Consider the following 24,391-nt stretch of genomic DNA (forward strand, 5'->3'; position numbering starts at 1 on the left):
AGCATTAGAGGACGCACGCGCCGGGACGGCTAGTCCTCGTTCGCCTTGAAGCGCCCCATCCCCTTCAGCACGAACGGGGCCAGCAGCGCAACCAGCGCGATGCCGAGCAGCGTCGCCGAGATCGGGCTCTGGAGCAGCGTCATGGGATCGCCGAGACTGATTGCGAGCGCGCGGCGCAGCTGGCTCTCGGCGATCGGACCGAGGATCAGGCCGACGACGACGGGCGCGATCGGAAAATCGAACCGGCGCATCAGGAAACCGAGCACGCCGAAGCCGGCCAGCATCGACAATTCGACCACCGAGGGCTTTGCGGCGATGGTGCCCATGGTCGCGAACACGAGGATGCCGGCATAGAGCCAGGGCTGCGGGATCGCGAGCAGCCGCACCCACAGGCCGACCAGCGGAAGATTGAGCACCAGCAACATGCAATTGGCGATGAAGAGACTGGCGATCAGGCCCCACACCAGGTCAGGCCGCTCGGCAAACAGCAGCGGTCCTGGATTAAGGCCGTATTGCTGGAACCCCGCCAGCATCATCGCGGCTGTCGCCGAAGTCGGCAGTCCCAGCGTCAGCAACGGCACCAGCGTGCCGGCGGCGGAGGCATTGTTGGCGGCTTCCGGTCCCGCAACGCCTTCGATGGCGCCCTTGCCGAATTCTTCCGGATGTTTTGTGAGCCGCTTCTCGGTGGAATAGGAGAGAAAGGTCGGAATCTCCGCGCCGCCTGCGGGCAGCGCGCCGATCGGGAAGCCGAACATGGTGCCGCGCAGCCATGGCTTCCACGACCGCTTCCAGTCTTCCTTGGTCATCCACAGCGAGCCGCGCACCGGCTCGAGCTTTTCCTCGGTGTGGTGGCGCCGCGACGCGACGTAGAGCGCCTCGCCCACCGCGAACAGACCAACCGCAAGCGTCGTCACCTCGACGCCGTCGAGCAATTCAGGAACGCCGAACGCAAGCCGCGCCTGACCCGTCAGCTTGTCGATGCCGACGAGGCCCAGCGTCAGGCCGATAAACAGGCTGGTCAGGCCGCGGATCGGAGAATCGCCGAAGGTCGCCGACACCGTGACGAAGGCGACGCACATCAGCGCGAAATAGTCCTCGGGACCGAAGCGCACGGCGAAATCGACCAGCCACGGCGCAAGGAACGCCAGCCCGATGGTAGCGATGGTGCCGGCGACGAAGGAGCCGATCGCGGATGTCGCAAGCGCCGGCCCGCCGCGGCCGGCCTTGGCCATCTTGTTGCCCTCGAGCGCGGTCGCCATCGAGGCGCTCTCGCCGGGCGTGTTGATCAGGATCGCGGTGGTCGATCCGCCATACATGCCGCCGTAGTAGATGCCCGCGAACATGATCAGCGAGCCGCCGGGATCGAGCTTGTAGGTCACCGGCAGCAGCAGCGCGACCGTCAGGGCCGGGCCGATGCCGGGCAGCACGCCGACGGCCGTGCCGAGGAACACGCCGATCAGCGCATAGAGCAGGTTCATCGGCTGGACGGCGACCGCCATGCCGTGGGCCAGCGCCGCAAAGGTGTCCATCACAGCAGTCGCTCCAGCGGGCCGGTCGGAAGGCTCAGCGTCAACAGCCGGTCGAACGCGAGATAGATGAGGGTCGACATCACGAGGGCGATGATGCTGTCGACGACGATGGCACGGCGCCCGAAAGCTGCCGACGTCGTCACGAACAGCGCCGACGTCGCCAGGATGAAGCCGCCGCCGAAGCCGATGATGGCAATGAGGAGCGCAAGGCCAACGAGGATCAAGACCACCGGCACGGGATCGGCGCTCTCGCGCGCCGGCAAGTTACCGCGCAGCGCGTCGATGAAATTGCCGATCGCGAGCAGCGCGAGGCCGGTGGCGACCACGACCGGCATTGCCTCCGGTCCCATCCCGTACATCGCAGTGGATTGCAGCCCGCGCGCGTCCCAGACCAGCACCGCAGCGAGACCTGCGAGCAATACAGCAATGACGATGCCGGCGCGATCGACGCGCCGCGGCAGGATGGGATCGCCTGAGGTCATGACTTGACCAAGCCGACCGATTTCAACACGTCGGTTACGCGCACGGTTTCCTTCTTCAGGAAGTCAGCGAAGGCGTCGCCGCCGAGATAGGCATCCTCCCACCCCTTCTGCTTGAGGATCTCCTTCCAGGCGTCCGACTTCACCATCTTCTCGACCGCATCGCTCAGCGTCTTGCGCTGCTCAGGCGTGATGCCGGGAGGCGCGACCACCGAACGCCAGTTGGCGATCACGAGGTCGATGCCTTGCTCCTTGAAGGTCGGGATATCGCTGCCGGCGATGCGCTTCTCCGAGGTCACACCGATCGCGCGCAGCTTGCCGGACTTGATCTGCCCTTCGTATTCGCTGAGGCCCGAAATACCCGCCGTGACCTTGCCGCCGAGGATTGCCGCCAGCGATTCGCCGCCGCCGGAGAACGGGATGTAGTTGATCTTCTTCGCGTCGGCGCCGACGGCGCCGGCGAACAGTGCAGCCATCACGTGGTCGACGCCGCCGGCCGAACCACCGGCGAAGGTCACCTTGGCGATATCGGCCTTCACCGCAGCGGCCAGATCCTGAGCAGTCTTGATCGGCGAATTCGCGGGCACCACGATCACCTGGATTTCCTCGGTGAGGCGCGCGATCGGCGTCACCTGCTCGAGCGTCACCGGCGACTTGTTCATCGCGAGCGCGCCGACCATTACGAAGCCGTTGACCATCAGCTGGTTGCCGTCGCCCTTGGCGCCGTTGACAAACTGCGCGATGCCAACGCTGCCGCCCGCGCCGGGAACGTTGGTGACCTGCACGCTGCGCGCGACGCCCGAAGCGACCAGCGCCTGCTGCATCGAGCGTGCGGTCTGGTCCCAGCCACCGCCCGGGGCCGCCGGCGCCATCAGCTTGAGCTCCAGCTGCTGGGCAAAGGCCGGTGTGGCTGCCGCAAGGGTCAGCGCGACGGCTGCGCCGACAAGGCGCGCGGGAAATTGAAACATGCGGGTATTCTCCAGGCTCTTGCGGACGTCGTTGATAGTTTGCCGCATTGTGTCGTTTGGTCGCATATCAGCCAAAACGGCCGATGCTGTCCAGCGACAGGCCCGGTTTCTCGTTAGCCAGGCTTCGGCATCACCCCGCCGAGCGCGACGGTCAGTTCGCCGGCGACTTCGCGCACGATCTGGCCGATTTCCGGCAATCTGTCGTCGGTCAGGCGGCTCGTCATGCCCGAGACGGAAATCGCCGCGAGCGGCTCGGCGCAGTCATTGTAGACGACTGCGGCAATACAGCGCAGGCCCATACAGGCCTCTTCATCGTCGAGCGCAAAACCCTGCTTGCGGATTTTTTCGAGCTCCTTGAACAGGTCGCCCGGCCGCACGATCGACTTCTCGGTCAGGCGGGGCATGCCATGATGGCGGATGACGGCGCCGACGTCCTCGTCCGAATAAGTCGCGAGCACCGCCTTGCCGACGCCTGACGTCACCATGGCGACGCGGCCGCCGACCTGGGTCAGCGAGCGCATGATCTCGCGGCTCTCCATGCGGGTCAGCACAATGATGAATTCGTCGTCGACGACGGCGAGGTTGGCGGTCTCGCGGGTGAGATCGCGCAGCTTGCGCAAGTAGGGAATCGCCTGCGCGGAGAAATTGCGCCGCCGCGCGAAGCTTGCACCCACGGTAAAGCTGCGCACGCCGACATGCCATTTGGACTCGGCGCGGTCGAACTGCACGAAGCGGCGGCTCTCCAGCGTCGCCAGCAGGCGGTGCACGGTCGAGGCCGACAGGCCGGTGCGGACAGCAAGGTCGCTGAGGCGATAGCCTTCGTCGTCCTCGGCCAGCGTTTCGAGGATCGACAGCGCGCGGTCGACGGACTGCACGCCGCCGTCGCGGCCCTCATGATCGGCCTCTGCGGTCGACCTGGGCTCGAGCGATTTGCGCCGGATCACGTTCTTGCTCATCGCGACCTGACCGTTCTCCCTCGCCCTATCCCTTTCCTTCACCCCGCTTGCGGGGAGAGGGCCAGGGTAAGGGGGAGTCTCCGCAAGGACGGTGACAGCCAGACTCGTGGAGAGTCCCCCTCACCCGAATTGCTTCGCAATTCGACCTCTCCCCGCAAGCGGGGAGAGGTGAACAAACATCCGCGCCGGATCAGCCGAAGCGGTATCGTCGTCTCAGAGCAGCCCTGCCCCGCGCGCCCACTTGTACTTGGCGCCGAGCACCTCGACCGGAAGCTCGGTGGAGTAGGCGTAGGCCGGGATGCCGTTCTGGTAGAGATATTCGGCGGCTTCTTCGACCTCGACGTCGCCGGCAAGCGAGGCGACGATCGGCTTCACGAAGCCCTTGGCCTCCATCTCCTTCTTCACCTCGACCATGTTGCGGGCGAACACCATCGGCGGCGTGACGATGGTGTGCCAGTAGCCGAGGATCAGCGAATGGATGCGTTCGTCCGACAGGCCGAGCTTCACCGTGTTGACGTAGGTGATCGGCGGCTCGCCGCCGGTGATATCCACAGGATTGCCGGCCGCACCGAACGGCGGGATGAACTTGCGGAAGGCGGCATCGAGATCCGGCGGCATCGACATCAGCGACAGGCCGTTGTCGACGCAGGAGTCCGACAGCAGCACGCCCGAGCCGCCGGCACCCGTGATGATCAGCACGTTCTCGCCCTTCGGCGTCGGCAGCACCGGCACGCCACGGGCGAATTCGAGCAGCTGCCGCAGCGAGCGGGCGCGGATCACGCCGGACTGCGCCAGGACGTCCTCGTAGATCTTGTCGTTACCGGCGAGCGCGCCAGTGTGCGACGAGGCCGCCTTCGCGCCGGCCGAGGTGCGGCCGGCCTTGAGCACGACGACCGGCTTCTTCTTGGAGACGCGCTTGGCGGCTTCCGCGAAGGCGCGGCCGTCCTTGAGGTCTTCGCAGTGCTGCGCGATCAGGTTGGTGTTCGGGTCCTGCTCGAAGAAGGCGAGCAGATCGTCCTCGTCGATGTCGGACTTGTTGCCGAGACCGACGATCGCCGAGACGCCCATCTTGGCCGAGCGCGAGAAGCCGATGATCGCCATGCCGATGCCGCCCGACTGCGACGACAGCGCCGCGTGGCCCTTGACATCGTAAGCCGTGCAGAAGGTCGCGCAGAGATTGGCCGGGGTATAGTAGAAGCCATAGATGTTCGGCCCCATCAGGCGGATGTCGTACTTCTTACCGACTTCGACGATCTCAGCCTGGAGCTCAGGCGCACCGGCCTCCGCAAAGCCCGATGGGATCAGCACCGCGCCCGGGATTTTCTTCTCGCCGCATTCGGTGAGCGCCGCGGCCACAAACTTCGCGGGGATCGCGAACACGGCCGTGTCGATCACACCCGGAACATCCTTGACGCTCTTGTAGGCCTTGTAGCCGAGGATCTCGGCGGCCTTGGGATGGATCGGATAGATGTCGCCCTTGTAGCCGCCGTTGATGAGGTTCTTCATCACGGAGTTTCCGATCTTGCCGTCCTCGGCGGAGGCGCCGACCACGGCGACCGCCTTCGGCTGCATGATGCGGTTCATGGCCGCGACGATCTCTTCGGTCGGGCGCGGCTTGGGCTTGGGTACATAAGCGAAGTCGACGACGATGCGGACGTCGGCGGCGATCGCGCCCTTCGCCGTTGCAAACACCGGGTTGAGGTCGAGCTCGACGATCTCAGGGAAGTCGGTCACGAGCTGCGAGACCTTGACGATGACGTCGGCGAGCGCCGTGCGGTTCACCGGCTCGCCGCCGCGAACGCCCTTCAAAATCTCATGCGCCTGGATGCCGTCGAGCATCGAGAGCGCGTCTTCCTTGGTCGCGGGCGCGAGGCGGAAGGTGATGTCCTTCAACACTTCGACCAGCACGCCGCCGAGGCCGAAGGCGACCAGCTTGCCGAACGAACCGTCGGTGATCGAGCCGACGATGACCTCGGTGCCGCCGGCCAGCATCTGCTGCACCTGGACGCCTTCGATCTTGGCATCGGCCTTGTACTTCTTGGCGTTACCGAGAATGGTCTCGTAGGCCTTCTCGGCATCCTCGGCCGTCTTGAGGCCGACAATGACACCGCCGGCTTCGGTCTTGTGGAGAATGTCCGGCGAGACGATCTTCATCACCACCGGGAAGCCCATCGAGGACGCCATCTTGCCGGCTTCGCCCGCCGACCTCGCCACGCCCTCCTTCGGCACCGGGATGCCGTAGGCGTCGCAGACCAGCTTGCCTTCCGGCGCCGTCAGGCTCGTGCGGTTGTCCGCCTTGACCTGGTCGAGCACTTTGCGGACGGCATCTTTGGAATTGGACATGTGGCTTCTCCCTTGACTTCAGTTCGTTCTTTTCAAAGCGCGCGCGTGTCGCGGCTGCCCGTGAATGCTTGCCATTCGCCGCGCTCTGTTCCATGTCGCGGAACGGAGTGGCATAAAGCCAACATTACTCCGACGCCTTGGACCAAAAATGGCTGGCGATGGCATTTGGTATGCCAGAAGCCAACTTGTCAAGCTGCTGCATGGCTTAGAACGCCGCAAAAAATAGGCAGCTTGACATTCTGGCATGTGGTATGCCAAAAACTTTCCCGTTAATAATCCTGTAAAAGACGACTCCCACTGGAGGAGATTCGTCGTGTCACTGCGGAAACCAACCAAGGCGTTGCCGAACATGACCGAGGCAGATATCGCGATCGTTCGTATTGCCCCGGAGAGTAGCTTCAAGAACAAGGCGTATGACGCCTTGAAGGAAGCCATCCTCAAGATGGACATCTACTCGACGCCCGAGCCGGTGATGCTCGACGAGCGCGCGCTGTCCGAACGCCTGGGTGTGAGCCGCACCCCGATCCGCGAAGCCATCGCGATGCTCGAGCAGGACGGCTTCGTGAAGACGGTTCCGCGCCGCGGCATCATGGTGGTGCGCAGGACCAAGAGCGAGATCGTCGACATGATCCGCGCCTGGGCGGCTCTCGAGAGCATGGCGGCCCGCCTGATCACCACCACCGCACGCAAGAAGGACATCACGGCGCTGCGCGACTTCTTCAAAGACTTCGGCAAGGACCGCCTGCCCGAGGATCACGTCGAGGAGTATTCGCGCGCCAACATCGCCTTCCACCAGGCGCTGATCTCGCTGTCGGAATCGCCCGTGCTGGTCGACCTCACCAACGATCTGCTGCTGCACGTGCGCGGCTACCGCCAGCTGACCATCGGACGCAAGGATCGCACCGCGACTTCGCTGCCCGAGCATCTCGGCATGATCGAAGCACTTGAAGCGCGCGACACCGAGCTCGCCGAGAAGCGCGCCCGCGACCACACCCTTGGCCTTGCCGCTTACGTCGAAGCGCACGGTCAGGAACTGTTCACCTAGCAACGTTCACCAGAAGGGCGAGCCATTCGCCCGCAAAGCCTAAAACGGCATATGAGACCAGGGAGACAAGGCCCATGCTGAATACCGCGACCAAGTCCGAAGCACCGGGCACCGAGCAGGAACTGACGGATGGCTTTCATCTCGTCATCGACGCGCTCAAGCTGAACGGCATCAACACCATCTATAATGTGCCGGGCATCCCGATCACGGATTTGGGCCGCATGGCGCAGGCCGAAGGCATTCGTGTGATCTCCTTCCGCCACGAGCAGAACGCCGGTTACGCCGCGGGCATTGCCGGCTACCTCACCAAGAAGCCCGGCGTCTGCCTCACCGTCTCCGCGCCCGGCTTCCTCAACGGTCTCACCGCGCTCGCGCACGCCACCACCAACTGCTACCCGATGATCCTGATCTCGGGCTCCTCGGAACGCGAGATCGTCGACCTCCAGCAGGGCGACTACGAGGAGATGGACCAGCTCGCGATTGCGAAGCCGCTGTGCAAGGCGGCCTATCGCGTGCTGCACGCCCAGGACATCGGCATCGGTCTCGCCCGCGCCATCCGTGCCGCGGTCTCGGGCCGTCCGGGCGGCGTCTATCTCGACCTGCCGGCAAAACTGTTCGGCCAGGTGATGAACGCCGATGCCGGCCAGAAGTCGCTGGTCAAGGTGATCGACGCAGCGCCTGCGCAGATCCCCTCACCCGCTTCGGTCAAGCGCGCGCTCGACGTGCTGAAGAGCGCAAAGCGTCCGCTCATCATCCTCGGCAAGGGCGCGGCCTACGCGCAGGCCGACGAGGAGATCAAAACCTTCGTCGAGAAGAGCGGCGTGCCGTTCCTGCCGATGAGCATGGCCAAGGGCCTCCTGCCCGACACGCATCCGCAGTGCGCCGGCGCAGCGCGCTCGACCGTGCTGAAGGACTCCGACGTCGTTCTGCTGATCGGCGCGCGGCTGAACTGGCTGCTCTCGCACGGCAAGGGCAAGAGCTGGGGCGAAACGCCGAAGAAGTTCATCCAGGTCGACATCGAGCCGAGGGAAATGGACTCCAACGTCGAGATCGTCGCGCCCGTGGTCGGCGATATCGGCTCGGTTGTCTCGGCCTTCAACCAGGCGATCAGTGCGGGCTGGACCGCGCCGCCGGCCGAATGGACCAAGGCGATCGTATCCAAGCGCGACGAGAACGTCGCCAAGATGGCGCCGAAGCTCATGAACAACAAGTCGCCGATGGACTATCACGGCGCGCTCGGCGTGCTGAAGAACGTCATCAAGGACCATCCCGAGGCGATCCTCGTCAACGAGGGCGCCAACACGCTCGACCTCGCCCGCGGCGTCATCGACATGTACCGGCCGCGCAAGCGTCTCGACGTCGGCACCTGGGGTGTGATGGGCATCGGCATGGGCCAGGCGATCGCGGCCGCGCTCGAGACCGGCCATCCCGTGCTGGCGGTGGAAGGCGACTCGGCCTTCGGCTTCTCCGGCATGGAGGTCGAGACCATCTGCCGCTACAACCTGCCGATCTGCGTCGTCATCTTCAACAATGACGGCATCTATCGCGGCACCGACGTCAACAGCGTCAACGCCGATCCGGCGACGACGGTATTCGTCAAGGGCGCGCGCTACGACAAGATGATGGAAGCCTTCGGCGGCGTCGGCGTGAACGCCACCTCGCCCGACGAGCTCAAGCGCGCCGTCAGCGAGGCGATGGCCTCGGGCAAGCCGACGCTCATCAACGCGGTGATCGATCCGGCCGCGGGCTCGGAGAGCGGCCGCATCGGCAACCTCAATCCGCAGAGCGTTCTGCAGAAGAAGAAGTAAGTCCACCCCTCAACCCTTTATTCCCTGCCGGGTGCAGGGGCAGACAGAGTACGGAGCAACACGATGACCAAAGCGCTCACGGGCGTTCGCATTCTCGACTTCACCCACGTCCAGTCCGGACCGACCTGCACGCAGTTGCTGGCGTGGTTCGGCGCCGACGTGATCAAGGTGGAACGTCCTGGCGTGGGTGACATCACCCGCGGCCAGCTGCAGGACATCCCGAACGTGGACAGCCTGTACTTCACCATGCTCAACCACAACAAGCGCTCGATCACGCTCGACACCAAGAACCCCAAGGGCAAGGAAGTCCTCACCGAGCTGATCAAGAAGTGCGACGTGCTGGTCGAGAATTTCGGCCCCGGCGTGCTCGACCGCATGGGCTTCCCCTGGGAGAAGATCCAGGCGATCAATCCGAAGATGATCGTCGCCTCGATCAAGGGCTTTGGCCCCGGACCGTACGAAGACTGCAAGGTCTATGAGAACGTCGCGCAGTGCACCGGCGGCGCCGCCTCGACCACCGGCTTCCGCGACGGCCTGCCGCTCGTCACCGGCGCGCAGATCGGCGACAGCGGCACCGGCCTGCACCTGGCGCTCGGCATCGTCACCGCGCTCTATCAGCGCACGCATTCGGGCAAGGGCCAGCGCGTCACCGCCGCGATGCAGGACGGCGTGCTCAACCTCGCCCGCGTCAAGCTGCGCGACCAGCAGCGCCTCGCCCATGGTCCGCTCAAGGAATACAGCCAGTTCGGCGAAGGCATTCCGTTCGGCGACGCCGTGCCGCGCGCCGGCAACGATTCCGGCGGTGGTCAGCCCGGCCGCATCCTGAAGTGCAAGGGCTGGGAGACCGATCCCAACGCCTACATCTACTTCATCACCCAGGCTCCGGTCTGGGAGAAGATCTGCGACGTGATCGGCGAGCCCACCTGGAAGACCGATCCGAACTACGCCAAGCCGGCCGTCCGCCTGCCGCGCCTCAACGAGATCTTCGCCCGCATCGAACAGTGGACGATGACGAAGACGAAATTCGAGGCGATGGAAATCCTCAACAAGGACGACATCCCCTGCGGGCCGATCCTGTCGATGAAGGAGATCGCCGAGGACCAGTCGCTGCGCGCGACCGGCACCGTGGTCGAGGTCGATCACCCGACCCGCGGCAAGTACATCTCGGTCGGCAACCCGATCAAGCTGTCGGATTCTCCGAGCGATGTGGAGCGCTCTCCGCTGCTCGGCGAGCACACCGACGAGATCCTGCGCTCTGTGCTCGGCTTCAGCGATCACCAGGTCGCCGACATCCACAAGTCCGGCGCGCTCGACCCGCCGCAGAAGCAGGCCGCCGAGTAAGCGGATCCAGTTCAAGCCAAGACGAAAGGGCCGCCCGAAGGGGCGGCCCTTTTTGCATGAGAGCACCATCGGGGTGCAGGCTTAAGCTAAAAACTGAAAAATCAACCCCATGCACAGTAGCTAACCCCTTGGCCACGAAAGAATTTCGCATTTAGCGAAATGGCTTTGACGCGTCGGGCAAAACAGGGGTATTATGCCATCATCCGAAAAGTGAATATTTTGCGCGGCGAGGAGCACTTCGCAGCACGATCGAGGTGACTATCTCGAGACAAAAAGCCGCCGGTTTCGGCGGCGAGCTCCGGCATAGCCTTCGGCTTTTTCAGAGAATTCATTTCATCGAAGGGATTTGGCCATGCTTGCTGAATTCATCGCACGGCGTGCGGCAGCGCGAAACATCCATTACGGCTGGGTGATGGCTGCACTGGGATTTCTCTATTCGCTGTTTGCAAGCTCGGCGCTCGGCGTGCCCAGCGTCCTGATGCGGGAGATCGCTTCTGACATCGGCGTCAGCATGAGCGAGTTGTCTGCATCGCAAGGACTTCGCTTCGCGCTGTTCGGACTGGCGGCGCCGTTCGCCGGCGGCTTGATGCTCCGCTACGGTCCGCGGAAGATGCTGTCGATCGCCGGAACGCTGGCGCTGGCCGGACTGCTGCTGACGATCGTCATGACGAACCGGTTCGAAATGTGGCTCGGCCTCGGGCTTATTCTCGGCATCGCGCCGGGGCTCACGGCCCTGCAACTTGCCGCGGTCATCTCGGTACGCTGGTTCACGACCCATCGGGGATTGGTGGTCGGGCTCCTGAACGGATCAATCGCAACCGGCACCTTGATCTTCATGCCGCTGGGCGCGTGGATCGCCGAGAATTGGGGCTGGCGCGTCGCGCTTGTTCCGTCCGGATTCGGTCTTCTCGTCTCGCTCGTCCTCTTTCTGCTGCTCGGGAAGGACCGCCCCCAGGAATTGGGGCTGGCGCCACTCGGAGAGACGGCGATGCCGCCGGTGCCCGCAATTCCTACGCAGAACTTTGCGGCAATCAGTTTCCGGGGCCTGCGCCTGGCATCAACCCGTCTGGTGTTCTGGGTGCTGGCGCTGACGTTCCTCATCTGCGGTGTATCCAGCTACGGGCTGACATCGACACACTTCGTGCCATTCTGCGGCGATCTCGGCTTGCCGGTCGTGACATCGGCAGGTTTGCTCGCCATGATCGGGGTGTTCGATCTGATCGGCACGATCGGATCGGGATGGCTGTCCGACCGCTACGACAACCGATGGCTGCTGGCGATCTATTACGGCTTTCGTGGACTTGCGTTGATCTGGCTTGTGGAGTCCAACGCGACGTTGGGAGCGATGAGCGCGTTCGCGATACTCTACGGCCTGGATTTCATCGCGACTGTTCCGCCTACGGTGAAGTTGACGGTCGGCACGTTTGGGGGGGAGATGGGGCCGGTGGTCTTCGGCTGGATTTTTGCCGCCCACCAGCTCGGCGTTGGCCTGATGGCATTTGCCGCGGGCGTCAGCAGAGATACGCTAGGGACCTATGTGCCGGCGTTTCTTCTCGCCGGGGTCCTCTGCCTTTTGGCCGCTGCAGCCTTTGCGCTGGTGAAGGGTCCGGCGATTGCGGCTCCCGCGTAACGGACCTCTCTCGCCCCGCCGCAGAAGCAGGCCGCTGAGTAAGCGGGACCATCAGAGAAGACGAAGGGCCGGCCGATTTCGGCGGCCATCCTTTGTCTGGCGTTGGCCAGAGCCTTTCCCGTTCCGATGGAATCGGAACGGGGCTCTAGATTCTTGTTTTGACGCGTTTTCTTGACGCGAACCGGCATCCACTTCGCTCGAAAACGCTCTGATCCGGAAAGCGCACAGTGGCTTTCCAGAGGGATCACGCTTCAGAGCGCTTCAAGTCCGAGCCGGCGGAACAACTTTCGATCGGCTTCGTCCTGCGGATTGCCCGCCGTCAACAGCGTGTCGCCGACAAAGATCGAGTTTGCACCGGCAAAGAAGCACAGCGCCTGCATCTCGTCGGTCATCGCCGACCGCCCCGCCGAGAGACGCACGAAAGAGGCCGGCATCATGATACGCGCCAGTGCGACAATGCGCACGAACTCGATCGGACCTATCGGCGTCGCCTTCGCCATCGGCGTTCCCGAGATCGGGATCAGCATGTTGATCGGCACGCTCTCCGGCGCTTCCGGGAGGTTGGCGAGCGTAACCAGCATGTCGACGCGGTCCTGTTCGCTCTCACCCATGCCGAGAATTCCGCCGCAGCACACTTTCATGCCGGCCTCGCGGACATGCTCCAGCGTATCGAGACGATCGGCGAATGTGCGGGTGGAGATAACACTCGGATAGTAGCGCTCCGAGGTATCGATATTGTGATTGTAGTAATCAAGCCCGGCTGCACTCAGCCGGTCGGCTTGATCCCGGTCGAGCATGCCGAGCGTCATGCAGGTCTCGAGCCCGAGCTCCTTCACGGCTCCGACGACCTCGACAATGGCATCCATGTCGCGCGGCTTCGGATTGCGCCAGGCCGCCCCCATGCAATAACGCGTCGCGCCGCTGTCTTTTGCCTTGCGTGCCTCGGCAACGATCTTCCCGACCTCCATCAACTTGGAGGCTGCAATAGCTGTCGCATGATGCGACGACTGGCTGCAGTAACCGCAGTCTTCCGGACAACCACCTGTCTTGATGTTCAGCAGCCGGCTCAACTGCACGCGATTTGGGTCAAAATGCTCCCGATGTACGGATTGTGAACGGAAGAGCAGATCGTTGAAGGGAAGCTGGTAAGCCGCCCATGCATCTTCACCAGTCCATCTTTGAGACCTTTGCGGTCTTTCCTTCGCGGGGATTGTCTCCCCGTCGTTCGCACCGAGCATTACACATCTCCTGACATTGCGGCGGGACAATCGCACTATCGCAAGCCTGGCGCCAGTCCGCAGGGGTCCGTGGAACATAAGCGGCGGCGTGCCGTTGTTGTCTAAGCCGGCGTGCTATCCCGCGGTACGAGCAAGGCAGCCGCCAAGGCGAATGACTGAACATCGCAAAAGCATCTGCGCAACGCTGCAGAATTGGCCCTCTTCTCGCCCCGAAGGTAGCAAGCCCACGCACAGCATTTGCGGATGGGAGGCGTCGGCCAGCACTCGTCCTGTCACAGCTTGTTGATCGAAGTGAGGTCGAAATGTTGAGAGATCAATCCTCGGATCGAGCCAAGCGTGAAGCCAACAAGGCGTTCAAGCCTGTCAAAACGCAGAAGCCGATGAATGACTATGCGAAGGACCAGCACGCCTTCAACGAGAACCGCGAGCGGCTGAAAGCGGAGCGATTGGCCCGCGAGGCCAAGTCGAAGGGCCGCTCTGAATAGGACGCGTTCCGTGCCAGGTTACGATCTTGCGTCCGCGCGAGAAGGCTGGCGCTGAGCGCGTCTCGTCGAAATCGACGCCTGACCAAAGCGCGATGAGATCGGAATGAATCGTCATCGCGCCTTCGCACTTTGCGCTAACGCGGCCCTTCGGGTCCGGATCATGCTTTAGAGCATATCGAGCACGACGACCCCGTCTTCGAGCTCACCGGAAGCCAGTCGGCTCCGCGCGATGCGTTCGAACTCCGTCCGGTATTTCTGAAGATAGCTGAAGGCCTGCTTCTGCGTCTGAAACGTGGTCGCAAGGCGGCACATTTGCCGGCCTGCACCAAGCGCGAGAAAGAAGGTGATTGTGCCGCCGTTGTCCGACTTGACCCTAGGCACGATCCGCACTCATTGGCATGTGACCGGTCCTCTCCAGATTTTCGTCGGCGCTGTTGAAATCGACTATCGCGGCAGCTTTCTCTTGCGCTTCGTCGGGGTTGGCGCCGGCAACGACGCTTGAAGGGTTGCGTCGGCCGCTTCCTTGGCTTCGCGCAGTTCGCGAAGCCGCGCCATGTTCTTGCGAACATCGACGGCATGTCTTTCCACGTCCGCCATTGCCCGCGTTCCCTCCTCGGCAGCCAAACGCTGACGGTTGGAACGCGCGATGCTTTGGGGTGACGGTTCAGCCGACTTCTTGCTGCTCATGCTTCACCCACTCCGCCAACGAACAAAACCCGCTCAATCCCTGGGATCGAGCGGGCAGCGTCGTGGCCGTTTCAGTACATCCGTGAAACGGCCCCGGGATCTCAGGCCAGCGAGAGATTCTCTGCGCTGACCTTACCTCGCATCTTGTCGGTCTTGGCCTCGAAGTTGACCTTCTGGCCCTCGGCGAGACCTGAAAGACCAGCCCGCTCGACCGCGCTGATGTGAACGAACACATCGTTGCCGCCGTCGTCGGGCTGAATGAATCCAAAGCCCTTCTGGCCGTTGAACCACTTCACGGTACCTGTCGTCATTTTCTTCTCCAAAGCGCATACACGCACATTCCGCGTGACAATCACGCAGAACCGATTCAATTCGTCGATGTCTCTGGAAAAGGAGCCCGCGGGCGCATTCAACAAGGCACAGCGGCTGAACGAATAAACATCAGGCTATACCTCATCATTGCTACTTGCAAGGCTTGGCGGGATAAGGCTTGGCGGAACAAGGCTTGGCGGGATTTACTGCCTCAGGAACTCGGCGGAACTTTTCAACTTTGAAGATGCACGCCCGCACGGCGTCTGAGGCAAGGTGAGTTGCACGTTCGCGGCCGCGGCTTGGTGCGAGCTAACTGTGCCGGCGCGAGAACGTCGACACGATGTCGCGCCATCCAGCGCTCACCGCACGCCACCAGCAAGCTGCTGCCGAAAGAACCGCACCACTCTCCGTCCAGCCAATCGGCTGTGAGCACCGAAAGACCGCCAAGCGCCACACGTGCCAGCACCATAGCGAAGGGATATCAGATCGCGCCCGACAGTACGGCGGTGGGTTGGAAGCGTGAACACTTGCTCCTGGCGTTCGCGTCAAGGCAAAGTACGGGAAAACAGGGAGGTCAGCATGTCACTGCTCGGTAAGGCCGCCGTCGCGATGTGGTGGAGCGTCCGCCCCCAGCAGCGCGCGGAGTTCGGCGACTGGCATTCCCACGAACATTTTCCCGAGCGGATGAGCATTCCAGGCTTCCGGCGCGGATCGCGCTGGACCAGCACGACGGATACCGAAGGCTTCTTCGTGCTGTACGAGCTGGAGCGGTACGAGGTGCTCACGTCGAAGGGATATCTCGACCGGCTCAACGCGCCGACGCCATGGTCGACCAAGATGATGCCGCACCATCTCGGCATGGTCCGCAGCCAGTGCCGCGTCGCCGCCAGCTTTGGCGGTGGCGTCGCGACCTCGCTCGCCACCATCCGGCTTTCGCCGGAGGCCGGACGCGCGGCCGCGTTGCAGACACATCTCTCGGAGACGCTCGACACATTGGCGCAAATGCCGGGGCTGACGGGCGCCCACCTCCTCCTGACCGACACGCCCCGGACCAGCTCGCCCACCACCGAACAGCAGATCCGCGGCAAGGACGGCGCCGCCGACTGGATCATGCTGCTCTCCGGTTACGACACTGATGTGGTTGAGCGTGCAGTGGCCGAGCAGCTCTCGCCGCCGGCGCTTGACCAGGCGGGCGCCCGCGAAAATCCGACGATCGGCCGCTACCGGCTCGCCTTCACGATGACGCCGCAGGATGTGGCAACGATCTGACGGATCGGTCGTCCTGGCCGGCCGCGAGGTAGATCTCGCACCCTTGCTGCCTTCGGGCAATCTCAACGTCCGGGGCTGCATGGGAACGTTGTGCGCGGGTGAAGACTGGTCGCGCTGAGCGGCAAACCGATCCAAACAACTTCCAAAACAACTTGCAAGACAACATCCAAGACAACATCAAGGGCCGCCGGTTTCGGCGGCCCCCGTTTTTCTGTCATGCCATGTCGGATCGGCGGCATCCCGGTCGTCCTTGAGACATGAATGGGCCGTAGACGCCAAGGTCGGGCCCATCGATGCAAGAGGATGAAGGAACATGCCCAGCACTGTACGTCTGCACCGCGTTCTCTCGACCAGTCCGGAGAAAGTCTATCGCGCCTTCCTGGAGGCGGATGCGCTGGCGAAATGGCTTCCGCCGAACGGCTTTACCTGCACCGTCCATCATCTCGAGCCCAAGGTCGGGGGCACGTTCAAGATGTCGTTCCGGAATTTCACGACGGGCAACAGCCACGCCTTCGGCGGCGAATATCTCGAGCTCGTCGCGGGCGAACGTCTCCGCTACACCGACAAATTCGACGACCCCAATCTGCCCGGCGTGATCGAGGTGACCGTGATCCTGAAGAAGGTCTCGGTCGGCACCGAGGTGGACATCACGCAGGCCGGCATCCCCGACCTCATCCCGCCCGAGGCGTGCTATCTCGGCTGGCAGGAATCGCTGCGAAACCTCGCAAGGCTCGTGGAGCCGGAGATCAACCAGTAGCGGCGACATCAGTATCGTAGGGTGGGCAAAGCGCAGCGTGCCCACCGATGCTCTCAACCTCGGAAAGATGGTGGGCACGGCGCTCCGCGCCTTTGCCCACCCTACGGCACTGGCACGGCTCGTCGAGCCCGAGATCAATCAGTAACGTAAAGGCACCTTCCGCGGGCGATCTGTTCGATCCGAGGCGCGGATCCACCCACGTCATTGCGAGCGCAGCGAAGCAATCCAGAGTCGCTCCGCAGAACCATTCTGGATTGCTTCGCTGCGCTCGCAATGACGGAGAATGAGGAACCCTCCGAGAGAATGACTCACATCGAGCCTGCGGATATCTGCAGGGCCGCATTGACCTGCGGCGGCCAGCGATGCAGATCTGACTGATTGCGAACGACTGTTACGCGCTCTTCGGCGCAATCCCACCGCTTGCGGTCCATCGGTCCGGCTCGGGACTGTGTCCGATCAAAGCGAGGCCGTAGGCAATCGACTCGAACTGGTCGCCGGACATCAATCGTTCGTTGCCGAACCGCTCGGCGAACAGTTTTCGGACGGCGGGCACAAACGAGGTCCCGCCGGTCAAGAACACCTTTTCCACCTCGCGCGCGGTGATGCCGGCTTCGCCCAGCACCTTGTCGACTGTTGCACCTAACCGGGCGATATCGTCGGCTATCCAGGATTCAAAATTCTTCCGTGTGATGGTTGAGCCGATATCCACCCCGCCGCCCTTGAAGCGGAAGTCCACCTGATCCTGCGCCGACAGCGCCACCTTGGCATCGGACACCGCGCGGTACAGCGAGAAGCCGAGGTCGAGATCGACGATGGTGATGAAATCCTCGAGCTGGCCCGGCTTCAACGCGGTGCGCGCAAGCTCCCGCAGCTCGCGCAGATCGCCATTGCTCTTCATCATCGCGAGCTGATGCCAGCGCGCGAGGTTGGTGTAGTGGCCGCTGGGGATCGGCAGCACCTTGTCGAACGAGCGGAAGCTGGAACCCTTGCCCAGCCGCGGCGAGACGACGTGATCGACGATGCGGTAATCGAACGTGTCGCCTGCGATGCCGATACCGGCATGGCCGAGCGGCTCGGCGCGCAAGACACCGCCGGAGCGCGAGAAGCGCATCACGGAGAAGTCGCTGGTGCCGCCGCCGAAATCCGCAACCAGGACGGTGGCGTCGCGCTCCAGCCGGCGGGCGAAGGAGAACGCGGCGCCCACGGGCTCGTAGACATAGCGCGCGTGGCCGGCGCCGAGGCGTTCGAACGCGGCCCGATAGCGCTGCATCGCCAGCGCCTCGTCGGGATTGCCACCGGCGAAGCGCACCGGGCGGCCGACCGTGATGGTCGATGTCTCGAAGCCGAACCTGTCTCCGCCATGGCGCGCCAGCGTGCGCAGGAATGCCGCCAGAATATCCTCGAACTTGTAGCGCTGCCGGAACACCTGAGTGGTGTTGAAGCTGCTGCTCGCTGCGAAGGTCTTGAATGACTGGAGGAAGCGGTAGACGTGGCGGCCTTCAAGAAACTGCTCGATCGCCCACGGCCCGCCCTCGGCCTGGGCTCCGGCTCCCGGCCGGTCCTCCCAGAAGCACAGGGCCGACACGAAGACGCTGTGCCGGTGTCCGCCATGGTCGAAGCGGATGGCCTCGACCCGGCGGTCGTCCGCCGCGAGGGCTACGACCGTATTGCTGGTCCCAAAATCGATGCCGATCGAGACGGCGGCCGAGGCGCTCGACATGAACCACTCTGACAGTTGATTGGAAAAGGGGGCAGACCACTACCGGCTTTGAATTGCCCTGCCAAGGGCTCAATGTTGCAGCGCGGTCAGGCACATCCCGAAGAGGTGGCCGATCCCGGCAAATGGAACCGTTAGCGCGACACGATTTCCGGTCCTTTGGCAGCAAATCCTGCCCTCTCCGTACGCCGCCTGGCAATTTTAGGCCCAGAACGGTCGCTTTAACGGTTGATTATGCTGCAATGCGGGAGCGCACATGCTGCTATGCAATGGCATGCATAGACAGTGGCATCTGGTATACATAGATTGCCCTTCGAAATGAGACAGCAACACTGACTGTCTTAAGAAAGGGAATTCCGATGTCCAAGACCGCTGCTGTCGCCCTCGCCCCCTCCTCCTCGCTGTTCGCCCGCTTCATGGCCGCGGTCGACCGCTTCCTGATGGCGAGCGCCGAGATCTCGAATCACAACGGCGACCTGCCGCGTTTCGGCCTGTAAGACGGCCCTCAACGGCGCAGCCGACACGGCGCGCGGTTGGCAGATCCCGCAGACGCAACGTTCGATCAAATGGCCCCGCATGTCGGGGCCATTTCTTTTGAGTCCTCTTGATTCCGCGCGTCGCTCGCGGACACAACTGCGACGATTGGTCCGCCGAGGTGACCCGCCGATCCAATTGTTTGTCTACTGGCATCTCGCATACCATTCGCCAACCAAGAACGACTGCACAATTGAAGATGCAAAGGGGACAGGACCGTTCGAGTGCGCGGCACGCTTGCTACGATCCTCGCCGCGCGCTCCTTGGCCGAGCCTTAGCCGAAAGGAGCGGATGCCGCGCAACGTCCCTGCTCATAGAGTTTCGTTTGCGACTGCCACGGGAGATCGACCACCAAAGGTGACCCCGGGCAGGTGAATCGAGATGGGCTGACGCAAGCCGACAAAGAGCGGCTGCGTTCGAGATTCGACAGGGAGAGAAGCAAGATGAAGCCATTCGTTCTGAGTGTCGCCTTGGCGGCAATCGCGATGTCGTGCGCGGGCAGCACCGCAAGCGTTGCGGCCTGGGAGCCGGTCCGTCCGGTCGAGTTCATCGTGCCCGCGGGCACCGGCGGCGGCGCCGACCAGATGGCGCGCACGATCCAGGGCATCGTCACCAAGCACAATCTGATGAAACAGCCGCTGGTCGTCATCAACAAGGCCGGCGGCGCGGGCGGCGAAGGCTTCCTCGACGTGAAGACGTCGACGAACAACCCCCACAAGATCATCATCACGCTGTCGAACCTGTTCACGACGCCGCTGGCGACGGGAATTCCCTTCAACTGGAAGGACCTGACCCCGGTCGCAATGCTGGCGCTCGACGAGTTCGTGCTCTGGGTCAACGCCGAGAAGCCTTACCAAAGCGTCAAGGACTATGTCGACGCCACGAAGAAGGCCCCGAGCGGCTCGTTCAAGATGGGCGGCACCGGCTCGAAGCAGGAAGACCAGATCATCACGGTCGGCATCGAGAAGGCGATCGAAGCGAAGTTCACCTACATCCCCTACAAGGGCGGCGGCGAAGTCGCGGTCCAGCTCGTCGGCAATCACGTCGATTCAACCGTCAACAATCCGATCGAGGCGGTGGCGCAATGGCGCGGCGGCAAAGTCCGTCCGCTCTGTGTCTTCGACGCCCAGCCGATGGCCTATGACGAGCCGATCGCCGACGGCAAGGCCTGGAAGGATATTCCGACCTGCAAGTCGCAGGGGCTTGCGATGGAATATCTCATGCTGCGCGGCATCTTCATGTCGCCCAAGGCCACCAAGGACCAGATCGAATATTACGTCGAGCTGTTCAAGAAGGTCCGCGCCACGCCGGAATGGCAGGACTTCATGAAGAGCGGCGCCTTCAACACGACGTTCCTTGCCGGAGCCGACTACGCCAAGTGGATCGAGGCGGAGGAGAAGCGCCACGAGGGCCTGATGAAGGAAGCCGGCTTCCTCGCTTCGGGGAACTGAGCCCGCGACATCGGTGACGGCCGAGGACGCTCGTCGTCCTCCCGTTTGCCGCGACCGCACACGACTTGCGATTCCGCCTGGAGGTCCCATGACTGAACGATCCGGCTCCGACTCTGGCCCGGCACACAAGACGCTGGAAATCGGCATGGCGCTGCTGATCGGCGCGTTCGGCCTGGTCGTGATCTTCGGCAGCATCAAGGCTGGCATCAACTGGGGCGCGGAGGGTCCGCGTGCCGGCTTCTTCCCCTTCTATGTCGGCGCCGCCATCGTCGGCGCGAGCGCCATCAACCTGTGGAGCGCGCAGCGCGACGATGACGGCCGGCTGTTCGCGGAATGGGGACAGCTTCGCCAGGTCATGAGCGTCGTGGTGCCGACCGCGATCTATGTCGGTTCGATGCCGTTTATCGGCCTCTACGTGGCCTCGATGGTGTTCATCGCCTGGTTCATGCGCTGGCTCGGCGGCTATCGCTGGCTGACGGTCGCCGCCGTGGCGATCGGCATGCCGGTCGTGACCTATCTCGTTTTCGAACGCTGGTTCCTGGTCCCGCTTCCCAAGGGGCCGCTCGAGGAATGGCTCGGCTTGTGAGAGCTGCGCATTCAGTCAATTGCTGCTGCAGGACGAATTGATATGGAAGAGTTGGCCAATCTGTTTCACGGCTTCGCGGTCGCCCTCCAGCCCTACAACATCATGCTGATGATCATCGGCATCACGCTCGGGGTCATCATCGGCGTGCTGCCGGGATTAGGTGGCGCCAACGGCGTCGCGATCCTGCTTCCCCTCACCTTCAGCATGCCGCCGACATCGGCGATCATCATGCTGTCCTGCATCTATTGGGGCGCGCTGTTCGGCGGCGCCATCACCTCGATCCTGTTCAACATCCCCGGCGAGCCATGGTCGGTGGCGACCACTTTCGACGGCTACCCGATGGCGCAACAGGGCAAGCCCGGCGAAGCGCTGACGGCCGCCTTCACCTCCTCCTTCGTCGGCGCGCTGTTCGCCGTCATCATGATCACGCTGGTCGCGCCGCTGGTTGCGGGCTTTGCGCTGCGATTTGGTCCGGCGGAGAAGTTCGCGGTGTACTTCCTCGCCTTCTGCAGCTTCGTGGGCCTCAGCAAGGAGCCGCCGTTCAAGACCATCGCGGCGATGATGATCGGGTTTGCGCTTGCCGCGGTCGGCCTCGATTCGATCACGGGACAATTGCGGCTGACCTTCGGCGTCACCGAGCTGCTGAACGGGTTCGACTTCCTGATCGCCGTGATCGGCCTGTTCGGGATCGGCGAGATCCTGCTGACCATGGAGGAAGGGCTGGCGTTCCGCGGCGGCAATGCCAGCATCAACCTTCGCGTCGTGCTCCAGACCTGGCGGGAGCTGCCCGCCTACTGGATGACCTCGCTGCGCTCCTGCCTGATCGGGTGCTGGATGGGCGTCACGCCCGCCGGCGCGACGCCGGCCTCCTTCATGAGCTACGGCATCGCCAAGCGGCTGGCGCGGCGCGGCAACAATTTTGGCAAGGGCGAGATCGAAGGCGTGATCGCGCCGGAGACGGCCGCGCATGCCGCCGGCACCTCGGCGCTGCTGCCGATGCTGTCGCTCGGCGTGCCGGGCTCGCCGACCGCCGCCGTCCTGCTCGGCGGACTATTGATCTGGGGCCTCCAGCCCGGGCCGATGCTATTCGTCGAGCAGAAGGAGTTCGTCTGGGGCCTGATCGCCTCGATGTATCTCGGCAATATCGCCGGCCTCATCGTCGTGCTCACCTGCGTGCCGGTCTTCGCCGCGATCCTGCGCGTGCCGTTCGGCATCATCGCGCCGCTCATCCTGGTACTCTGCGCGATCGGCGCCTATTCGGTGCACAACAGCACCTTCGACGTGATGCTGATGCTGGTGTTCGGCGTGCTCGGCTATCTCCTGAAGAAGTGCAACTACCCGCTCGCGCCGCTCGTGCTCGCCATCGTGCTCGGCGACAAGGCGGAGGAAGCCTTCCGGCAATCGCTGCTGGGATCGCAGGGTTCGCTCGGCGTGTTCTTCTCCAACGGCCTCGTCAGCACGATCATGGCGCTCGGTCTCGTCGCGCTGTTCTGGTCCGCGATTCAGGAAGGCTACAGCCGGCTGCGCACGTCGATGGCGTAACGCGTCCTGCGTCAGGCTGCCGCAAGAGTCGCGTCAAATCCGCCGCACCCCGGACTTCTGGAATAAAGAATTCCAGGAATCGGCAGTCATCTGACGGCCGCGCATCGATGCGAAAGGACTGGGCACGTCGACGTGCGCAAGTGGGAAGCCGGCGGTGAATCGCTTCCCAAAGCTTGTTTTGCGGCTTCCCGCAACAGGCAAGAATTCTCGCGAAATCAATGAATTGAGCAGGCACGATCGCTGCTGCCGCTGTCGCGCGGCTGCGATGGGGCTTTACAATTTGCTGGCCGAAGCGCATGTGGAGTGATCCCGCGATATTTCGCCGCACCCTCCAGTCCCTCGGTTGAATCTTGGCATAATGAATACCAAGATGCGGGACAGCGCACGCATAAAAATGACGGCGCCTTCGGGAGGGTTTTTAATGACGGACATGGTGCAGTCAACAGTGGCCCCTAGTGCCGCGCGCGTCAGCGATGCCTATCGCTGGACGCAGTTGGCGATTGGCGTCGCCGCGATGGTAATGATCGCCAACTATCAATACGGCTGGACGTTCTTCGTCCCCGACATCCAGAAGAAGTTCGGCTGGGATCGCGCGTCGATCCAATGGGCCTTTACGTTGTTCGTGCTGTTCGAGACCTGGCTCGTGCCGGTCGAAGGATGGTTCGTCGACAAATACGGTCCGCGCATCGTCGTGCTGGTCGGCGGCGTACTCTGCGCCCTCGGCTGGGTGATCAACGCGCAGGCGACCACGCTCAACGGCTACTATCTCGGCATGATCATCGCAGGCATCGGCGCCGGTGGCGTCTACGGCACCTGCGTCGGCAATGCGCTGAAATGGTTTCCGGACAAGCGCGGTCTTGCCGCAGGCATCACGGCCGCGGGCTTCGGTGCCGGCTCTGCCCTCACCGTCGCGCCGATCCAGGCCATGATCAAGGACAGTGGTTTCCAGACCACCTTCCTCTATTTCGGCCTCGGACAAGGCATCATCATCTGCATCCTCGCCTTCTTCCTGCTCGCGCCGAAAGCAGGCCAGGTGCCGGCCGTGGTGGCGAACGCCGCGCTGGTGCAGACACGTCGCAACTACCAGCCGACCGAGGTGCTGCGTCAGCCGATCTTCTGGCTGATGTACTTCATGTTCGTGATCGTGGGCGCCGGCGGCCTGATGGTGACGGCCAACCTCAAGCCGATCGCAGTCGACTGGAAGGTCGACAGCGTGCCGGTGACGCTGATGGCGGTGACGATGACGGCGGTGACCTTCGCGGCCACGATCGACCGCGTGCTCAACGGCCTGACGCGTCCGTTCTTCGGCTGGATCTCCGACATGATCGGCCGCGAGAACACGATGTTCATCGCCTTCGGCATGGAAGGCGTCGGCATCTGGATGCTCTACCTCTGGGGCCACGACCCGGTCTGGTTCGTGCTGCTCTCGGGCTTCGTGTTCTTCGCCTGGGGTGAGATCTACTCGCTGTTCCCCTCGACCTGCACCGACACGTTCGGCGCCAAGTTCGCGACCACCAATGCCGGCCTGCTCTACACCGCGAAGGGCACGGCGGCGCTGCTGGTGCCGATCGCCAACTACATGCAGCAGTCGTCGGGCACCTGGGACAGCGTGTTCATCATCGCGGCCGGCGCCAACATCCTGGCCTCGGCGCTGGCGATCGCGGTGCTCAAGCCGTGGCGCAAGGTCGTGGTCGCAAAATCGACCGCCTGACGC

At 63.3% G+C, this 24,391-nt stretch carries 22 protein-coding genes; 12 read left to right on the forward strand and 10 right to left on the reverse strand.

Annotated elements, in window-relative coordinates; genetic code table 11:
* Window positions 1–29: 29 nt before the first annotated feature.
* The 5 genes from JQ627_RS03625 to JQ627_RS03645 all read right to left on the reverse strand — a co-directional run bounded on the left by JQ627_RS03625 (window position 30) and on the right by JQ627_RS03645 (window position 6,275).
* Window positions 30–1,529: a tripartite tricarboxylate transporter permease gene (locus tag JQ627_RS03625; RefSeq protein ID WP_028150271.1), complete on the reverse strand. Its 1,500-nt coding sequence runs from the start codon at window positions 1,527–1,529 to the stop codon at window positions 30–32.
* Window positions 1,529–2,011, reverse strand: coding sequence for a tripartite tricarboxylate transporter TctB family protein (locus JQ627_RS03630; RefSeq protein WP_212482771.1), 483 nt, complete (start codon window positions 2,009–2,011; stop codon window positions 1,529–1,531). The genes JQ627_RS03625 and JQ627_RS03630 overlap by 1 nt, the downstream gene beginning before the upstream one ends.
* Entirely contained in the window at window positions 2,008–2,976 is a 969-nt protein-coding gene (locus tag JQ627_RS03635; protein WP_212482772.1) for a tripartite tricarboxylate transporter substrate binding protein, read from the reverse strand. Before JQ627_RS03635 ends, JQ627_RS03630 begins: the two co-directional genes overlap by 4 nt.
* A gap of 113 nt (window positions 2,977–3,089) precedes the next feature.
* Window positions 3,090–3,932, reverse strand: coding sequence for an IclR family transcriptional regulator (locus JQ627_RS03640; protein WP_212482773.1), 843 nt, complete (start codon window positions 3,930–3,932; stop codon window positions 3,090–3,092).
* 213 nt (window positions 3,933–4,145) lie between these two features.
* Entirely contained in the window at window positions 4,146–6,275 is a 2,130-nt protein-coding gene (locus tag JQ627_RS03645; protein ID WP_212482774.1) for an acetate--CoA ligase family protein, read from the reverse strand.
* 349 nt (window positions 6,276–6,624) lie between these two features.
* Here JQ627_RS03645 and JQ627_RS03650 point away from each other — a divergent pair, with 349 nt between their 5' ends.
* From JQ627_RS03650 to JQ627_RS03665, 4 genes are all read left to right on the forward strand, one after another.
* Window positions 6,625–7,320 carry a GntR family transcriptional regulator gene (locus JQ627_RS03650; protein WP_212483158.1) on the forward strand — a complete coding sequence of 232 codons (696 nt, stop codon included), beginning with the start codon at window positions 6,625–6,627 and terminating at the stop codon, window positions 7,318–7,320.
* 74 nt (window positions 7,321–7,394) lie between these two features.
* A complete protein-coding gene (gene oxc, locus JQ627_RS03655) occupies window positions 7,395–9,128 on the forward strand; it encodes an oxalyl-CoA decarboxylase (RefSeq protein WP_212482775.1) in 1,734 nt (577 codons plus the stop codon).
* A 63-nt stretch (window positions 9,129–9,191) separates the two neighbouring features.
* Window positions 9,192–10,469 (forward strand): formyl-CoA transferase, encoded by a 1,278-nt coding sequence (gene frc / locus JQ627_RS03660; RefSeq protein ID WP_212482776.1) that lies wholly within the window; start codon window positions 9,192–9,194, stop codon window positions 10,467–10,469.
* Window positions 10,470–10,821: 352 nt separating this feature from the next.
* Window positions 10,822–12,099: an MFS transporter gene (locus JQ627_RS03665; RefSeq protein ID WP_212482777.1), complete on the forward strand. Its 1,278-nt coding sequence runs from the start codon at window positions 10,822–10,824 to the stop codon at window positions 12,097–12,099.
* Between the two features lie 251 nt (window positions 12,100–12,350).
* Here the strand turns inward: JQ627_RS03665 and bioB are convergent, their stop codons facing one another.
* A complete protein-coding gene (gene bioB / locus JQ627_RS03670) occupies window positions 12,351–13,337 on the reverse strand; it encodes a biotin synthase BioB (RefSeq protein ID WP_212483159.1) in 987 nt (328 codons plus the stop codon).
* Window positions 13,338–13,639: 302 nt separating this feature from the next.
* On the opposite strand from bioB, the gene JQ627_RS03675 reads away from it, so the two are divergent.
* Window positions 13,640–13,822: a hypothetical protein gene (locus tag JQ627_RS03675; RefSeq protein ID WP_212482778.1), complete on the forward strand. Its 183-nt coding sequence runs from the start codon at window positions 13,640–13,642 to the stop codon at window positions 13,820–13,822.
* A 165-nt stretch (window positions 13,823–13,987) separates the two neighbouring features.
* On the opposite strand, the gene JQ627_RS03680 is transcribed toward JQ627_RS03675, so the two are convergent.
* The 3 genes from JQ627_RS03680 to JQ627_RS03690 form a co-directional block, all read right to left on the reverse strand.
* On the reverse strand, window positions 13,988–14,212 hold the full coding sequence (locus tag JQ627_RS03680; RefSeq protein ID WP_212482779.1) for a hypothetical protein: 225 nt from the start codon (window positions 14,210–14,212) through the stop codon (window positions 13,988–13,990).
* A gap of 54 nt (window positions 14,213–14,266) precedes the next feature.
* The gene (locus tag JQ627_RS03685) at window positions 14,267–14,509 is read right to left on the reverse strand and encodes a transcriptional regulator (protein WP_212482780.1); all 243 of its coding nucleotides are present in this window, start codon (window positions 14,507–14,509) and stop codon (window positions 14,267–14,269) included.
* 101 nt (window positions 14,510–14,610) lie between these two features.
* On the reverse strand, window positions 14,611–14,820 hold the full coding sequence (locus JQ627_RS03690) for a cold-shock protein (protein WP_028151479.1): 210 nt from the start codon (window positions 14,818–14,820) through the stop codon (window positions 14,611–14,613).
* 580 nt (window positions 14,821–15,400) lie between these two features.
* Between JQ627_RS03690 and JQ627_RS03695 the strand changes: the two genes are divergently transcribed.
* A complete protein-coding gene (locus JQ627_RS03695; protein WP_212482781.1) occupies window positions 15,401–16,090 on the forward strand; it encodes a hypothetical protein in 690 nt (229 codons plus the stop codon).
* Between the two features lie 313 nt (window positions 16,091–16,403).
* Entirely contained in the window at window positions 16,404–16,847 is a 444-nt protein-coding gene (locus JQ627_RS03700; protein ID WP_212482782.1) for an SRPBCC family protein, read from the forward strand.
* Between the two features lie 391 nt (window positions 16,848–17,238).
* Here JQ627_RS03700 and JQ627_RS03705 read toward each other — a convergent pair whose 3' ends face one another.
* Window positions 17,239–18,567 carry an Hsp70 family protein gene (locus JQ627_RS03705; protein ID WP_212482783.1) on the reverse strand — a complete coding sequence of 443 codons (1,329 nt, stop codon included), beginning with the start codon at window positions 18,565–18,567 and terminating at the stop codon, window positions 17,239–17,241.
* 356 nt (window positions 18,568–18,923) lie between these two features.
* Here JQ627_RS03705 and JQ627_RS03710 point away from each other — a divergent pair, with 356 nt between their 5' ends.
* The 5 genes from JQ627_RS03710 (at window position 18,924) to oxlT (ending at window position 24,388) form a co-directional block, all read left to right on the forward strand.
* The gene (locus JQ627_RS03710) at window positions 18,924–19,061 is read left to right on the forward strand and encodes a hypothetical protein (protein ID WP_212482784.1); all 138 of its coding nucleotides are present in this window, start codon (window positions 18,924–18,926) and stop codon (window positions 19,059–19,061) included.
* A gap of 480 nt (window positions 19,062–19,541) precedes the next feature.
* On the forward strand, window positions 19,542–20,549 hold the full coding sequence (locus JQ627_RS03715; protein ID WP_212482785.1) for a tripartite tricarboxylate transporter substrate binding protein: 1,008 nt from the start codon (window positions 19,542–19,544) through the stop codon (window positions 20,547–20,549).
* Between the two features lie 88 nt (window positions 20,550–20,637).
* The gene (locus tag JQ627_RS03720) at window positions 20,638–21,135 is read left to right on the forward strand and encodes a tripartite tricarboxylate transporter TctB family protein (protein WP_212482786.1); all 498 of its coding nucleotides are present in this window, start codon (window positions 20,638–20,640) and stop codon (window positions 21,133–21,135) included.
* Window positions 21,136–21,177: 42 nt separating this feature from the next.
* Window positions 21,178–22,677, forward strand: coding sequence for a tripartite tricarboxylate transporter permease (locus tag JQ627_RS03725; protein WP_212482787.1), 1,500 nt, complete (start codon window positions 21,178–21,180; stop codon window positions 22,675–22,677).
* A gap of 421 nt (window positions 22,678–23,098) precedes the next feature.
* Window positions 23,099–24,388, forward strand: a complete 1,290-nt coding sequence (gene oxlT / locus JQ627_RS03730; RefSeq protein WP_212482788.1) for an oxalate/formate MFS antiporter — start codon at window positions 23,099–23,101, stop codon at window positions 24,386–24,388.
* Window positions 24,389–24,391: the final 3 nt, after the last annotated feature.

The organism is Bradyrhizobium liaoningense (assembly GCF_018130785.1).
GTDB lineage: Bacteria > Pseudomonadota > Alphaproteobacteria > Rhizobiales > Xanthobacteraceae > Bradyrhizobium > Bradyrhizobium liaoningense_A.